Here is a 14,301-nt window from a genome sequence, read left to right as displayed (position 1 = left end):
TTCTCGTTAACGTAAGGAATTGCCGTGTACGTGCAGAACGCCAGCACCCCCGAACGCAAGCCGGTCACCGTACCGGGCCTGCAGGCGATGAAAGCGCAGGGGCGGCGCATCGTCATGTTGACCGCGTACGACGCCAGCTTCGCCTGGCAGCTGGAAAATGCCGGTGTCGACATCGCGCTAGTCGGCGATTCGTTGGGCATGGTGGTGCAGGGGCATCGCAGCACGCTCCCCGTGACGCTCGATCACATGGTCTATCACACCGCGGCAGTCGCCCGCGGATTGTCCGCCACGATGCTGGTGGCGGATCTGCCGTTCATGGCCGATCGCGACACGGCGCATGTGCTGGAAGCCGGTGCGCGACTGGTCGGCGAAGCCGGTGCGGCGATGGTCAAAATCGAAGGCGCCGCGCCGCATATCCTCGAAGGCATTGCGGCGCTGGTCGCCCGGGCGATTCCCGTGTGCGCGCATCTGGGATTGACTCCGCAATCGGTGCACAAGTTCGGCGGCTTTCGCATTCAGGGTCGTGAGCAGGCGGCAGCGGACCATATTCTGGCCGAGGCGCTGGCGGCGCAGTCCGCCGGCGCGGATCTGCTGGTGCTGGAAGGCGTGCCGACGGCGTTGGGCGAGCGGGTGACGGGCGCCGTGAATATCCCTGTCATCGGCATCGGCGCCGGCCCGCATTGCGACGGACAGGTGCTGGTGATTCATGACATGCTCGGCATCACCCCGGGCAAGCGACCGAAGTTCAGCAAGGATTTCCTCGCTGGGCGCGATTCTGTGGCAGCGGCCATTGCGGCCTACGCCGAGGATGTGCGCAGTGGCGTTTTCCCCGCGCCCGAACACTGTTTCAACTGACCGGCCAAAGCCAACCATGCAGACCGTACAAGACGTCTCCGCGCTGCGCGCGGCTATCCGCGGCTGGCGCAGCAAGGGCGAAACCGTCGGCTTTGTGCCGACCATGGGCAACCTGCACGCAGGCCATCAGTCGCTGATCAAGCTGGCGCGTGCGCGTACCGAGCGGGTGGTCGCGAGCGTCTTCGTCAACCCGACCCAATTCGGTCCGAACGAGGATTTCGAGCGCTATCCGCGTACCCTTGTGCAGGATCAGGCCGCACTGGCCGACCAGGACTGCGACCTGCTGTTTGCCCCCGACGTCGGCACGATCTATCCGTTCGGCGCCGAGCACAGCGTCAGCCTGCGCGTGCCGCAAATCACCGAGACGCTGGAAGGCGCCCATCGGCCGGGGCACTTCGATGGCGTGGCCACGGTGGTGTGCAAGCTGTTCAATCTGGTGCAGCCGGACATCGCCGTCTTCGGTCAGAAGGATTTCCAGCAGCTGAAGGTGATCGAGCGCATGGTGCGCGACCTGTCGCTGCCGGTGAAGGTGATGGCCGCGCCGACCCTGCGCGCCGAAGATGGCCTGGCGCTGAGTTCGCGCAACCAGTACCTGTCACCGGACGAGCGGGCCCGCGCTGTCCTGATCTACGACACCCTGAGCAAGATGCGCGAGCTGTTCCTGCAGGGCCACGCCTGGCGGGCCCTGGAGCAGGTGGCAACCTCGCGGCTGACGCGCGCCGGTTTTGCGCCGGATTATGCGGTGATTCGCCGCGCCGACGACCTGGCCGAGCCCGCCGAGGATCAGCGCGAGGGCCTGGTCGCGCTCATTGCCGCCCGGCTGGGCACGACGCGCCTGATCGACAACTTGATGTTCGACTAGGACGCCCCTAAATAGGCTCCATCCGGCCGCCCAGTTGCGGTCAAGCCTCCGGGCTTCGATAATTACCCGTTACGCAGGCTGTTCCTGCGGGAAGTACGTCATGCACCTGAACATGCTCAAGGCCAAGATCCATCGGGTCACGGTTACCCATGCCGAGCTTCATTATGAAGGCTCGATCGCGATCGATGGCCTGTTGCTCGACGCGTCGGGCATCCGTGAGTACGAGCAGATCCACGCCTGGAACATCAACAACGGGAAGCGGTTTGTCACTTACGCGCTGCGTGCCGAAGAAGGCTCGGGCATCATTTCGGTGAACGGCAGCGCGGCGCATCGCGCCCAGCCGGGCGATCTGATCATCATCGCCGCCTTCGCCCAGCTCAGCGAAGCGGAGCTGGAGAAATTCCAGCCGACCTTGGTATACGCCGATGCGCACAATCGCATCTCGCACACCAATCGTTCGATCCCCAAGCAGATGGCCGCCGCCTGATTCGTCAGCGGTGATGCCGGGCCAGCGCCCACTGCACGTGTTCGCGTACCACTGGCGAAACATGCTCCGCTTGCGCCTCTAGCGCGGCGGTGACGGCGGCCGATGTCGGCGCATTGCCCAGCGCCACGGCGATATTGCGCAGCCAGCCTTCGTAGCCGGTACGGCGGATCGCCATACCTTCGGTGCGCTTGAGGAACTCCTCTTCGCTCCAGCCGAAAAGGTCGATCAGTTTTGCGCCGTCCAGGCTATGGCGTGGTGCGAAATCCGGCTCGGTGGTTTCCTGGGCGAACTTGTTCCACGGGCAGATCAGCTGGCAGTCGTCGCAACCGAAGATGCGGTTGCCCATCGGCGCGCGCAGCGCTTCGGGAATGCTGCCTTTGAGCTCGATCGTGAGATAGGAAATGCAGCGTCGCGCATCGAGTCGATACGGCCCAACGATGGCCTGCGTCGGGCAGATGTCGATGCAGCGATTGCAGCTGCCGCAGTGCGCGCTGGCCGGCGCATCCACCGGCAACGGCAGGTCGGTATACAGCTCGCCGAGAAAGAAATACGAGCCGGCGCGCTTATTGATCAGCACCGTGTGCTTGCCGATCCAGCCCAGCCCGGCGTTGCGCGCCAGCGCCTTTTCCAGCACCGGCGCCGAATCGACGTAGGCGCGATAGCCGAAGTCGCCGACGACGCTGTGAATGCGGTCGGCCAGCTTCTGCAGCCGGTTGCGCATCAGCTTGTGATAGTCGCGGCCCAGCGCATAGCGCGCCACGTAGCCGGCTTCAGCATCCTCGATGACGCCCCAGGCGTTTGCCGTCCCGGGCGGGATGTAGTCCATCCGCACTGAGATCACGCGCTGCGTGCCCGGCTCCAGTTCGGCGGGGCGGCTGCGTTTGGCCCCGTGGCGCGCCATGTATTCCATTTCGCCGTGATGGCCGTCGTCGAGCCAGCGTTCGAGGTGCTGCTCGTCGGCGCCGAGATCGGTGCCGCTGATGCCCGCGTCGGCGAAGCCCAGCTCGATCGCCCAGCGCTTGATATCGCCGGCCAGTGCGGCGTAGTCGATGTGAGGGCGTGTATCGGGGTCGGACATCGATCCATTGTAGACGGTGACCGTGCCTATAATTCCGGATGGCCAACGCACACCACACCCGCGAGCTCTACACCGTCGAACAGCTGCGCACGCTCGAAAGCGATGCGTTTGCCACTCTGGATGTTTCCGGCACGGATCTGATGCGGCGTGCGGCCAGCGCGGCATTGAACAGCCTGCGTCGCCACTGGCCCGAAGCGCGGCGCGTCACCGTCTACTGCGGACCAGGCAACAACGGTGGGGACGGGTTTCTGTTCGGGCTGCTGGCGCGGGAAGCGGGCCTGCACGTAGAGATCGTTGCGCTTAGCGATTCGTCGCATGGCGACGCGGCGCTGGCGCGAGCGGCCTGGGCATCCGACGGCGGCACGGTGCACGTGTGGAGCGCCGATAGCGAATTGCCGAAGGCAGATGTCCAGGTCGACGCGCTGTACGGCATCGGCCTCAATCGTGCGCCGGAGCCGGCGGCTGCCAACCTGATCGAACGCATCAACGCCATGGACGCACCGGTGCTGGCGCTCGACGTTCCCTCGGGAATCAATGCAGACTCCGGGCGGCACGTTGGTGTGGCCGTGGCGGCTGACGTCACAGTGACCTTCATCGCCAACAAGCGCGGCCTGCACACGGGGCAGGCGGCTGACTTCGTGGGGATCGTGGAACTGGCCACGCTGGGCGTTCCCGACAGCGTGTACGCGTCCATCCATTCGGATGCGCAACTGTTGGCGGTGGATTCGCTGCCGCGGCGTCCGAGATATGCCAACAAGGGCAACAACGGCCATGTGCTGGTCATCGGCGGCGACCATGGCACGGCGGGTGCGGTGCGGATGACGGGAGAAGCGGCCCTGCGCACGGGAGCGGGACTGGTCAGCGTGGCGACGCGCCCGGGCAATATCACCGCATTGAACGCCGCGCGTCCGGAGCTGATGGCGCATGAGGTCGACGGGCCGCAGACGCTGCAGCCCCTGCTCGAGCGCGCCAGCGTACTGGCGGTTGGGCCGGGTCTGGGCAAAACAGGCTGGGGTCACGCGCTTTGGCTGACTGCGCTGGACGCCGGCAAGCCGCTGGTGCTCGATGCCGACGGCCTGAATCTGCTGTCGGTCGAGCCGCGGCAGTTCACCAGCGCTACCGTCCTTACGCCGCATCCCGGTGAAGCCGGGCGTCTGCTGGGTATCGAGACGAAAGACGTCGAACGCGATCGCTTCGCCGCCGCGCGCGAGCTGGTCCGGCGCTACCACGCCGTGGTGGTGCTCAAAGGTTCGGGCACGCTGATTGCCGATCCGTCCGGACGTCTGAGCGTCTGTCCCTGGGGCAATCCGGGCATGGCCTCGGGAGGCATGGGCGATCTGCTGACGGGCATTATCGCGGCGCTGCTGGCGCAAGGATGCGACGCCTGGCGAGCGGCCTGTCTTGGCGTCGGCCTGCACGCCCGTGCGGGAGACGCGGCCGCACGCCACGGCGAGCGCGGCCTGTTGGCCACCGATCTGCTGCGGCCGCTGCAGGCCCTGGTGAACGGCTTGCCCGCCAATGAGCGTGACCATGACTGACATATCGCCAAACAGTTGGCAGTGGGAGCTGCCCGACGAGGACGCCACGCGTGCTTTGGCCGTTCGGGTCGCCGACGCGCTCGACGATGGGCTGGTCCTTTATCTGCACGGTCCCTTGGGTGCCGGCAAAACCAGCTTCGCGCGGGCGCTGCTAACCGCGCTGGGCGTCGGCGAGCGGGTCAAAAGCCCGACGTACAGTTTGATCGAAGGCTACGTCGCTCAAGGGCGACCGGCCTGGCATCTGGATCTCTATCGGATTGCCGATCCGGCCGAGCTGGAGTGGCTCGGTCTGGATGCGCTCAGTGACCCTGCGGCTATCGTATTGGTGGAATGGCCCGAGCGCGGCACTGGTGCCTTGCCGGCGGCCGATCTGGAATGGCAGTTGGCTTACGCCGGCGAAGGCCGCCACGCCACGGTGCGCGCGTTGACCAACCGTGGCCAGCGGCTGCTGTCGCGGCTGGATTGATGGCGCGAGCTCCGGTTCGTCGGTGAAGAAGCTGCGATAGAAAAAGCTAAGTATCGATTTTTGCTTGAAAATTCATTAGTCGACTTGCAGCCATGATCCTTATCTTAAAGCGCCACTTGCAGTCGATAACTGGACGTAGCCTGACAAACAGCCCGCAGGTTACGGAAATACAAAGAAAAATGCTGTTGCATTCGCGTTGAGACTGCGCTTCAATGCGGTTTATGAGGGGATACCTGAACAGCCTTGGTGGAATCGTCGTCGCAATCGCGGCGACCAGCTCGCTGTGTGCGGTTCATGCGGCCGATCTGAAGGGCGCTCGCGTCTGGGCCGGTCCCGAGTACACGCGAGTGGTCATCGATGCCGCCGGTCCACTGGATTACAAGGTGACCCAGTCGGGCGACCAGCTGCTGGTCGATCTCAGCGGCAGCAGGTTGGCGGGCAGCTTTACCGACCCTGTAGCGCACGGCCTTTTCCACGGCATGACGCACGGACAGCAGGGCGATCATCTACAGCTGACGGCCAAGGTTGAACCCAACAGCCGCCTGAAAAGTTTTGTGCTGAAGCCGGCATCCGGCTCGGATTACCGGCTGGTGCTGGATTTGTACCCGGGTACGGCGCCGACCGGTCCGGTGATGCCGCACAGCACTGTGGTGGCGGAACATCGCCCCAATGATGACGACGTCGATACGGCAAAGACAGTTGCAGCTGACGCCGATGCGGATAGTGCGCCGGTCATCGTTGCCCCTGTTCCGGTCAGACCTACACGCGGCGCTCGAAGCAACGGCACTTCGGCGCGCGATGCGGCCGCGATGCTCGGCGGCCAGCGCAAGGTGGTGGTGGCGATCGACGCCGGCCACGGCGGCAAGGATCAGGGCGCGCATGGCCCCGGCGGCACGCTGGAGAAAAACGTCACGCTGGCCGTGGCCCGCGATCTGGCCGCGCTGATCAACCGCCAGCCGGGCATGAAGGCCGTGCTGACCCGCGACAACGACTACTTCATCGAGCTGACCCAGCGCTTCAAGATCGCTCGCGACAACAAGGCCGACCTGTTCGTGTCGATCCACGCCGACTCTTACACCAGCGACGATGCCAAGGGTTCGTCCGTGTGGGTGCTGTCGCCGCGCGGCAAGACCAGCGAAGCGGCGCGCTTTCTGGCCGATCGTGAAAACGCCGAGCTGATCGGCGGCACCACGCTCGACGACAAGGACGACGGCCTGGCCAAGGTGCTGATGGATCTGCAACAGAGCTGGGCCATTCAGGCCAGCGACACGGTAGCGAACAATGTACTGCGGGCGCTTGGCATGCTCGGCCCGACTCACCGTGGCTACGTCGAGCGCGCCAACTTCGTCGTACTGCGTTCGCCGGACGTGCCCTCGATCCTGGTTGAAACGGCGTTCATCAGCAATCCGTCCGAAGAGCGCAAGTTGCGCGACCCGGAGCATCAGGATCAGCTCGCCGCAGCCGTCATGGGCGGCGTGAAAAGCTATTTCGAGTCGACCCCTCCACCAGGCACCTGGTTTGCCGCGCAGGCTGCACGCCGCAACGGTGGCGATCTGGCATCGGCCGGTACGCGTGACAAATCGTCCGTGGCGTTGGCCGATGCCGACGACGACAGCGGCGCCTCCCAGGCCGACAGCCCGTCGTCCACGTTGCACGTCAAGGCACGCGACATGCATCGCGTCGGCCCGGGTGAGAGCCTGCGCAGCATCGCCAATCAGTACGGCATCAGCGTCAGCTCGCTGAAATCCGCCAACCAGATCAGCAGCAACAGCGTGCGCGCCGGCACCATGCTGGCGATACCGACCAGCTGAGCCGGTAAACGCGCGATCGCGGCGCGCGCGCTTTCATGCCGCTCCTCGCTCGCTTAAGCTTGCCGGATGTCGATCATCCGCCTGCTGCCCCCCGAACTCATCAATCAGATTGCCGCCGGAGAGGTCATCGAAAGGCCGTCCTCGGTGGTCAAGGAGCTGGTGGAAAACAGCCTCGACGCCGGCGCCAGCCGCATCGAGGTGGACATCGAGGCCGGCGGTTCGCGCCTGATCCGCGTGCGCGACGACGGCGATGGTATCCAGGTCGACGAACTGCCGCTGGCGGTCGCGTCGCACGCCACCAGCAAGATCGGCAGCTTCGACGATCTGGAGCACGTCGCCAGCATGGGTTTCCGCGGCGAGGCGCTGGCGTCGGTGTCGTCGGTCTCGCGTTTCGCCATCACCTCGCGCGTGCGCGGGCAGGATGCGGCCTTCCGCATCGAGGTCGACAGCGGTCAGTTGTTGGCGGCGCGTCCGGCGCAGCATCCGTCCGGTACCAGCGTCGAAGTGCGCGACCTCTTTCACAACGTACCCGCGCGCCGGAAATTCATGCGTGCCGAACGCACGGAGTTTGCGCACATCGACGATTTGCTGAAGTCGCTGGCGCTGGCACGCAGCGGCGTGGAGTTCCGGCTCAGCCATAACGGCAAGCCGGTTCGCATCTGGAAAGCCGCCAACAGCGAGCAGGCGGCGCTGCAGCGCGTTGCCGAAGTGCTGGGCGAGGATTTCCCCGCGCAGAGCCTGCGTGTCGATCATGAGGCCGCCGGCCTGCGTCTGTCCGGTTGGGTTGGCCTGCCGACGGCGTCGCGTGGGCAGGCGGATTCGCAGTATTTCTACGTCAACGGTCGGCTGGTGCGCGACCGCATCGTCGCCCACGCAATGCGTCAGGCGTATGCCGATGTGTTGTTCCATGGACGCCATGCGGCGTTCGTGCTGTATTTGGAACTCGATCCGGCCGGCGTCGACGTCAACGTACATCCGGCCAAGCATGAGGTGCGCTTTCGCGAACAGCGGCTGGTGCACGATTTTCTGTATCGCACGCTGCATGAGGCGCTGGCGCAGACGCGCGCCGGGCAGGTGGCCTCGAGCGCGCACTCGGATAATGGCGCACTGACCATGTCGACATCGGCGCCGACCTCCACAGCGTACGCTGCGGCGCCAGCGTGGTCGGGCAGCTTCAGCCAGAGTCGTTTGAGCCTGGGTGTGCGCGATGCGCCCCTGGCCGAATACGCTGCGCTGACCGGCGAACAGCCGGCGCGCCATGCCGGATCTCCCCATGCATCGGCAGCCCTGCCTGCCAACGACGACAGCGAAGCGCCACCGCTGGGGTTTGCCATCGCGCAGTTGAAAAACATCTACGTGCTGGCCGAGAACGCGCAGGGCCTGGTGCTGATCGACATGCACGCGGCGCACGAGCGCATCACCTACGAAAAGTTGAAGGCCGGTCGCGCGGGCCGCAATCTGCGCTCGCAGCTACTGCTGGTGCCGCTGAATATCGCAGTGAGTGCCAAAGAAGCCGTCGCCGCCGAGGAGCATGCCGAAGCGCTCGCCGACTGGGGGCTGGAGCTGTCCCGCAGTGGCCCGTCGGGCGTGGTGGTGCGGCGTATTCCATCGCTGCTGGAAGGCGCCGATGTCGGCCAGCTCACCCGCGACGTGCTGGCCGAGCTGGCCCAGCACGGCAGTTCGCGTCGGCTGCAGGAGCTGGAGAACGAGCTGCTCTCGACCATGGCATGCCACGGCTCGGTGCGCGCGGGTCGACGGCTGACGATTCCCGAGATGAATGCCCTGCTGCGCGAGATGGAGGCGACCGAGCGCTCCGGCCAATGCAATCACGGCCGACCGACCTGGACCCAACTCAGCGTGGCCGAGCTGGATCGTCTGTTCATGCGCGGACGCTGATCGCACGACTTGCCCTGCGCGCAAATCGCCGGTGATACTCGGCGTTCTACCTGCTACGGATTGCCGCCATGTTTCGTCACGCTTTTTTCGCCCTCGCGCTGTTTTCCGGAGCCGCTCTCGTGCACGCCGATTCGCCTACCGCTTCCTCGCCCACCGACCTTGCCGCCTACACGCAGCAGATCAAGCAGCTGCGCGACGCGCGTGTCGCTCGTCTGACGTCGCCCAACGGCTGGCTGAGCCTGATCGGGCTGGAGTGGCTCAAGGTCGGCGCCAACCGCGTCGGCGCCGCCGCAGACAACGACATCGTGCTGAAGGCTGGCCCGGCGCACCTGGGCACGGTGACGCTGGGCAAGGACGGCATTCTGCATATCGCGCTGGCCAAGGACAGCGGCGCCACCATCGACGGCAAGACCGTTGCGGACGCGGTGCTGATCGATGACGCGCATGCTACCGGCACGACCAACCCGACGATGGTCAGTTTCGGACACGCCAATTTCTACGTGATCGATCGCGACGGTCGCAAGGCGCTGCGCGTCAAAGACAGCGATGCCCAGACGCGCACGCATTTTCTCGGCCTGGATTATTTTCTGATCGATCCGTCGTGGCGCATTACCGCCGACTGGGTGCCGTTCAATCCTGCGCACAAAATGGAAATCGGTTCGGTTATCGGCACGATCGACAAGGTCGACGTGCCGGGCAAGGCGGTGTTCAAACGCGACGGCCACACCTACGAGCTGATGCCGTATCAGGAAGAGCCGGGCGGCGACCTGTTCTTCGTGATCGCCGACCGCACCTCGGGCAAGGAAACCTACGGCGCGGCGCGCTTCATGGACGTGCCGCTGCCGAAAGACGGCAAGGTGATTCTCGATTTCAACCTGGCCTACAACCCGCCGTGCGCGTTCACGCCGTATGCCACGTGTCCGCTGGCGCCGCCGGAAAACCGGCTCGATCTGCGCGTGACGGCCGGCGAAGAAAAATACCGCGGCGGTCATCCGCACTGATGGCGTTCTGGCGGGCGCAGGATCGATAGCGAAATGATCGATGCTGCGCCGGCCATCGACTCCTGAAGGCTCAGCGGCCGACGAAGCTGGCTTTGCGCTTTTCCAGAAACGCGGATGTGCCTTCGCGCATATCCTCGGTGGAGAACGCCAGCGCAAAGCCCTGGGTTTCGAATGCCAGGCCCTGATCGATCGCGGTTTCGCCGCCGCTGAGCACGGCATCAAGAATGCCGGCGGCCGCCAGCGGCGCCGCGGCGGCGAGTTGATCGGCCAGTGCAGCAACCGCCTCATCCAGCGCTTCGGGCGCGACCACGCGCGTGACGATGCCGAGCTCGTACGCTCGCTGCGCGTTGATCGTGGCGCCGGTCAGGCACAGCTCCAGCGCGGCCCCGCGGCCGGCCAGCCGCAGCAGCCGCTGCGTGCCACCGAAGCCCGGGATCAGCCCGAGGTTGATTTCCGGCTGGCCGAACTTGGCTTTTTCGCTGGCCACGCGCAGATGGCAGGCCATGGCCAACTCCATGCCGCCGCCCAGGGCAAAGCCCTGAATACGCGCGATCACCGGCTTGCCGAGGCGTTCGATCGCGCTCATCAGGCGCTGGCCTGTGCGCGAAAACGCTAGCGCCTGGGTCGGGGTGTAACCGTTCATCTCGGCGATGTCGGCGCCGGCGACAAAGGCCTTTTCGCCGGCGCCGGTCAGCACCACGGCGCGCACGCCGTCGTCCTGCGCTGCCTGTGCAAACGCGATGGTCAGCTCGTTGAGCGTCTCGCGGTTGAGCGCATTGAGTTTGTCCGGCCGGTTGACCATGATCGTGTGCACGGAGCCGCGGCGGGTGATTTCCAGGTTGCGAAAGGCCATGAGCAATCCCAATGAAGGCAAAACCGGCATGTTAGCAGCGGGAACCTTTGTCACCGGGGAGGTTCTCACTTTCCGAACAAGCCGCTGCACGCGCGCCTTCTAACCGCTTAGGATGTCGCATCCGGCGGCGATGATCAGTCGGCCGTAACGACAGAGAAGGACTCGATGAAAAACCGTTCGACACATTGGCCGACGTACTGGCACTCGATTCTGCTGGGCGGTTTTCTGCTCGGCGGACAGGTGTGCGCGCAAGGTCGTCCGACCGATGCGCCGTCGGCCAAGCTCGACAAGGCCAAGCTCTCATATGCCATCGGCTATCAGATCGGCGACCAGTTTGCCGACGGCAAACCGGATGTGGATATTCCGACCCTGCAGCGCGCGATCCAGGACGCGTACGCCAGGCGCCATCCAGCGGTGCCGATGCAGCAGATGCACGAGCAGCTGCAGCTGCTTGCGCACCAGATGCATGCCGACGCATTGACCGAGTACAAGCGCATCGCGGTCGACAACGCGCGCAAAAGCAGCGGTTTCATGGCGACCAACGCTCAGCAGAAGGGCGTGGTGCAGCTGCCTTCCGGTATCCAGTATTCCGTCATCACCAAAGGCACCGGCACGACCAGCCCCGGCGTTACCAGCACGGTGGTGTTGAATTATCGCGGCATGCTGATCGACGGCACCGAGTTCGACAGCACCTGGGCGCACGGCGCGCCGGCGATCATGACCGTCGACAAGATGATCCGCGGCTGGCAGGATGTGATTCCGCGCATGCGTGTCGGCGATCGCTGGAAGGTAGTGATTCCACCGCAGCTGGCCTACGGCGAAACCGGCGCGTTACCGCGCATCGGCCCGAACGAGGCATTGGTGTTCGAAATCCAGTTGCTCGACATCAAGCCGCAGTCGGACAAGCCCTGAATCAGCCAGGCCCTGAATCCGCTTCGGCCTGACGGCCGTCAAGCCGCTGATCGCGGCAAGCCCGGTGGTAGCATGAGAGAAATGTCCAATGCCTACCGTCTCGCACCAGCCACGGCGCTCACTCCCTGTGTCGGCGTTTGCCGGCTGGACAGCCGTGGACTGTGTGTGGGATGCCAGCGCACTGGTGAGGAAATCGGTCGCTGGGCGCAGATGAACGACGACGAGCGGTTGTCGATCATGCGCGACGAGCTTCCCACACGGAAAAATCCAGCGCTGAAAGACGATGCGCTGGCGCCACTGCTGTCGGCGCTGCATCCGCTTTCGGCACCGCCGAGCGGGCCGGGCTGGAATCATGACGATATGACCACGCTGCTCGGTACGGCCGATCGTCAGCCCGCGGCGGTGCTGGTCGGATTCCGCGAGGGCGTGCAGCCGCGGCTGGTGCTGACCGTGCGCACCGCGCATCTGCAGTCGCACGCCGGTCAGGTCGCCTTTCCGGGCGGCCGCAGCGATCCAGAGGATCGCAATGCCATCGGCACGGCCTTGCGCGAGAGCCAGGAGGAAATCGGGCTCGATCCTGCGCTGGTGACGCCGCTGGGTTATCTGGACTGCTTCGAGACGATCAGCGGTTACGTCATCACGCCGGTGGTCGCGCGCATCGCCGCCGATGCGCAACTGCATCCGGCGCCGGATGAAGTCGCCGAGGTGTTCGAGGTGCCACTGGATTTTCTGCTGGAGCCCGCGAATCTGCGTCGCTACACGATGGATTTTCGCGGCCACCGGCGCCCTATGGTCGAGTTTATCCACGGTGGCCATCGCATCTGGGGCGCCACGGCGTCGATGCTGTTGAATCTGCTGCAGCGCATGGGCCGGGAGCACATATGAGCGTGGAGCACGCATGAGTCTGACGACGCCCCTGATCGATGCCGACAGTCTTTCTCGGCTCACGCCACACGATGTATTGATCGTCGATTGCCGTTTCGATCTGGCCGATCCGGCGAAAGGTGAGCGCGAATATCTGGATGGCCATATCCCCGGCGCCGTTTACGCCAGCCTGGATCGCGACCTGTCCGATCTGTCGCGTCAGGCCGAGGGCTTGGGGCGACACCCGCTGCCGCTGGAGTCGGCGCTCGCGCAATCGCTGTCGCGCTGGGGCTGGCAGCCGGGCATGCGGGTCGTCAGTTACGACGCGGCCGGCGGCGCGCTGGCGGCTGCGCGACTGTGGTGGTTGCTGCGTCTGATCGGCGAGAAACATGTCGCTGTGCTCGACGGTGGCTACGCCGCCTGGCAAGCCGCCGGTCTGCCGATCGAAAAAGGCGCGGCGAAAGCACGACCGGCCAGCAAGGTATCGCTGCGCTTCGACGATCGCCTGATGTTGCTGGATCACGCCGCTTTGCCAGAGGTGGCGCATGGTGCCTTGCTCGATGCTCGCGCCGCGCCGCGTTACCGCGGTGAGGTCGAGCCGCTGGATCGCGTCGGCGGCCACGTGCCTGGCGCGTTGAACCGGCCGTTCGGCGAGAACCTGGGCAGCGAGGGCTGTTTCAAGCCGGCGACCCAGTTACGCGATGAGTTTCTGGCCGTGCTGGGTTCGACAGCCCCGTCGAGCGTGGTGCACATGTGCGGCTCGGGCGTCACCGCCTGCCACAACCTGCTGGCGATGGAACACGCTGGCCTGCACGGCTCGCGACTCTATCCACCATCGTGGAGCGGTTGGGTCAGCGATCCCGCGCGCCCCGTAGCGAAGGGTTGAACAGGCCGCCCGCTCAGCCTTTGTTCTTCAAGCGCGCGACCAGCTGCTGCAGCACGGCCTGTGTCTGCGGATGAAAGAATCCGTCGACAAAACCGTCCAGCGGCAGCGCCTCCGGGTTCGCGTAGGCGGTGGTGAGATCGGCGCGTGCAATGGCGCGGGTAGCGAGCATCGCTTCGGACGGGAGCGCCAGCAGCTCGTTCAACCAGACCAGCGAGCGCACGGTGACCTGATCCACGCCGGTCGTTTCGTCGACAAAGCCGCAGGCAAGCGCGTCGGCGGCGTCGATCATGGCGCCGGAAACCAGCAGCCGCTCGGCGCGGTACGCACCGACCACGCGGCGCAGCGCCATCTGGATATTTTCCGGAACGGGGAGGCCGACCCGCACTTCGTTGAGGCCGATCTTGTAGGGGCCGTCGGCCATCACCCGGTAATCGCAGAACAACGAAATGACCGCGCCGCCGGCAGGGCTGTGTCCGGTGATCGACGCGACGACGGGCACCGGCGAGCGTGCCAGCGCCGCGCAGACCGCGAAGAATTCGCTCCAGAAGGCGTGTACGCCAGAGCGGTCGATACCGAGCAACGAAGGTACGTCGGCACCGGCGGAAAACATGCCCGGCGCGCCGGAAAGCACGATGCCGCGGACGCCCTGGGCGATGCTGTCGTCGATAGCGGCGCGCAGTGCGCGCAGCATGTCCAGATTCAGCGCGTTGACCGGCGGCCGGGCCATCTGGATTTCGCTGATGGTGCCGCCCGTCGTGGCGTCGTGTGCGATCAGGTTGAGCATGGCCGACT

The 14,301-nt window shown here is 65.3% G+C and carries 14 protein-coding genes; 11 read left to right on the top strand and 3 right to left on the bottom strand.

What is annotated here, in order from left to right; all coding sequences use genetic code 11:
- Positions 1-24: 24 nt before the first annotated feature.
- From panB to panD, 3 genes are all read left to right on the top strand, one after another.
- Positions 25-855: a 3-methyl-2-oxobutanoate hydroxymethyltransferase gene (panB, locus tag HDE78_RS03830; RefSeq protein WP_179477209.1), complete on the top strand. Its 831-nt coding sequence runs from the start codon at positions 25-27 to the stop codon at positions 853-855.
- Positions 856-871: 16 nt separating this feature from the next.
- Positions 872-1,717, top strand: a complete 846-nt coding sequence (panC, locus tag HDE78_RS03825) for a pantoate--beta-alanine ligase (RefSeq protein ID WP_179477208.1) — start codon at positions 872-874, stop codon at positions 1,715-1,717.
- Positions 1,718-1,817: 100 nt separating this feature from the next.
- The gene (panD, locus tag HDE78_RS03820) at positions 1,818-2,204 is read left to right on the top strand and encodes an aspartate 1-decarboxylase (RefSeq protein WP_179477207.1); all 387 of its coding nucleotides are present in this window, start codon (positions 1,818-1,820) and stop codon (positions 2,202-2,204) included.
- A 4-nt stretch (positions 2,205-2,208) separates the two neighbouring features.
- Here the strand turns inward: panD and queG are convergent, their stop codons facing one another.
- Complete coding sequence (gene queG, locus HDE78_RS03815) at positions 2,209-3,282, bottom strand: tRNA epoxyqueuosine(34) reductase QueG (RefSeq protein WP_179477206.1); 1,074 nt, start codon at positions 3,280-3,282, stop codon at positions 2,209-2,211.
- A 38-nt stretch (positions 3,283-3,320) separates the two neighbouring features.
- On the opposite strand from queG, the gene HDE78_RS03810 reads away from it, so the two are divergent.
- From HDE78_RS03810 to HDE78_RS03790, 5 genes are all read left to right on the top strand, one after another.
- On the top strand, positions 3,321-4,820 hold the full coding sequence (locus HDE78_RS03810) for an NAD(P)H-hydrate dehydratase (protein ID WP_179477205.1): 1,500 nt from the start codon (positions 3,321-3,323) through the stop codon (positions 4,818-4,820).
- Positions 4,813-5,286 (top strand): tRNA (adenosine(37)-N6)-threonylcarbamoyltransferase complex ATPase subunit type 1 TsaE, encoded by a 474-nt coding sequence (gene tsaE, locus HDE78_RS03805; protein ID WP_179477204.1) that lies wholly within the window; start codon positions 4,813-4,815, stop codon positions 5,284-5,286. Before HDE78_RS03810 ends, tsaE begins: the two co-directional genes overlap by 8 nt.
- A gap of 221 nt (positions 5,287-5,507) precedes the next feature.
- Positions 5,508-7,097 carry an N-acetylmuramoyl-L-alanine amidase gene (locus HDE78_RS03800; RefSeq protein WP_179477203.1) on the top strand — a complete coding sequence of 530 codons (1,590 nt, stop codon included), beginning with the start codon at positions 5,508-5,510 and terminating at the stop codon, positions 7,095-7,097.
- A gap of 66 nt (positions 7,098-7,163) precedes the next feature.
- Positions 7,164-8,993 carry a DNA mismatch repair endonuclease MutL gene (gene mutL / locus HDE78_RS03795; RefSeq protein ID WP_179477202.1) on the top strand — a complete coding sequence of 610 codons (1,830 nt, stop codon included), beginning with the start codon at positions 7,164-7,166 and terminating at the stop codon, positions 8,991-8,993.
- 68 nt (positions 8,994-9,061) lie between these two features.
- Entirely contained in the window at positions 9,062-9,994 is a 933-nt protein-coding gene (locus HDE78_RS03790; protein WP_179477201.1) for a DUF1684 domain-containing protein, read from the top strand.
- 70 nt (positions 9,995-10,064) lie between these two features.
- Here HDE78_RS03790 and HDE78_RS03785 read toward each other — a convergent pair whose 3' ends face one another.
- A complete protein-coding gene (locus HDE78_RS03785; RefSeq protein WP_179477200.1) occupies positions 10,065-10,847 on the bottom strand; it encodes an enoyl-CoA hydratase-related protein in 783 nt (260 codons plus the stop codon).
- Positions 10,848-11,012: 165 nt separating this feature from the next.
- On the opposite strand from HDE78_RS03785, the gene HDE78_RS03780 reads away from it, so the two are divergent.
- From HDE78_RS03780 to HDE78_RS03770, 3 genes are all read left to right on the top strand, one after another.
- Positions 11,013-11,759, top strand: coding sequence for an FKBP-type peptidyl-prolyl cis-trans isomerase (locus HDE78_RS03780; RefSeq protein WP_179477199.1), 747 nt, complete (start codon positions 11,013-11,015; stop codon positions 11,757-11,759).
- Positions 11,760-11,840: 81 nt separating this feature from the next.
- Positions 11,841-12,644 carry a CoA pyrophosphatase gene (locus tag HDE78_RS03775; protein ID WP_179477198.1) on the top strand — a complete coding sequence of 268 codons (804 nt, stop codon included), beginning with the start codon at positions 11,841-11,843 and terminating at the stop codon, positions 12,642-12,644.
- 13 nt (positions 12,645-12,657) lie between these two features.
- Complete coding sequence (locus HDE78_RS03770) at positions 12,658-13,509, top strand: sulfurtransferase (protein ID WP_179477197.1); 852 nt, start codon at positions 12,658-12,660, stop codon at positions 13,507-13,509.
- A 13-nt stretch (positions 13,510-13,522) separates the two neighbouring features.
- Here the strand turns inward: HDE78_RS03770 and HDE78_RS03765 are convergent, their stop codons facing one another.
- Positions 13,523-14,293, bottom strand: a complete 771-nt coding sequence (locus HDE78_RS03765) for an enoyl-CoA hydratase/isomerase family protein (RefSeq protein WP_179477196.1) — start codon at positions 14,291-14,293, stop codon at positions 13,523-13,525.
- Between the last annotated feature and the right edge of the window lie 8 nt (positions 14,294-14,301).

The sequence above is a fragment of the Rhodanobacter sp. K2T2 genome, assembly GCF_013408815.1.
GTDB lineage: Bacteria > Pseudomonadota > Gammaproteobacteria > Xanthomonadales > Rhodanobacteraceae > Rhodanobacter.
The sequence above is the reverse complement of the archived record's forward strand: the minus strand, read 5'-3'. Positions and strand labels throughout refer to the sequence as shown.

Coding starts and splice junctions, on each gene's coding strand:
- panC (WP_179477208.1), top strand. CDS start 872: ATGCAGACCGTACAAGACGTCTCCGCGCTGCGCGCGGCTATCCGCGGC.
- panD (WP_179477207.1), top strand. CDS start 1,818: ATGCACCTGAACATGCTCAAGGCCAAGATCCATCGGGTCACGGTTACC.
- queG (WP_179477206.1), bottom strand. CDS start 3,282: ATGTCCGACCCCGATACACGCCCTCACATCGACTACGCCGCACTGGCC.
- HDE78_RS03810 (WP_179477205.1), top strand. CDS start 3,321: ATGGCCAACGCACACCACACCCGCGAGCTCTACACCGTCGAACAGCTG.
- tsaE (WP_179477204.1), top strand. CDS start 4,813: ATGACTGACATATCGCCAAACAGTTGGCAGTGGGAGCTGCCCGACGAG.
- HDE78_RS03800 (WP_179477203.1), top strand. CDS start 5,508: ATGAGGGGATACCTGAACAGCCTTGGTGGAATCGTCGTCGCAATCGCG.
- mutL (WP_179477202.1), top strand. CDS start 7,164: ATGTCGATCATCCGCCTGCTGCCCCCCGAACTCATCAATCAGATTGCC.
- HDE78_RS03790 (WP_179477201.1), top strand. CDS start 9,062: ATGTTTCGTCACGCTTTTTTCGCCCTCGCGCTGTTTTCCGGAGCCGCT.
- HDE78_RS03785 (WP_179477200.1), bottom strand. CDS start 10,847: ATGGCCTTTCGCAACCTGGAAATCACCCGCCGCGGCTCCGTGCACACG.
- HDE78_RS03780 (WP_179477199.1), top strand. CDS start 11,013: ATGAAAAACCGTTCGACACATTGGCCGACGTACTGGCACTCGATTCTG.
- HDE78_RS03775 (WP_179477198.1), top strand. CDS start 11,841: ATGTCCAATGCCTACCGTCTCGCACCAGCCACGGCGCTCACTCCCTGT.
- HDE78_RS03770 (WP_179477197.1), top strand. CDS start 12,658: ATGAGTCTGACGACGCCCCTGATCGATGCCGACAGTCTTTCTCGGCTC.
- HDE78_RS03765 (WP_179477196.1), bottom strand. CDS start 14,293: ATGCTCAACCTGATCGCACACGACGCCACGACGGGCGGCACCATCAGC.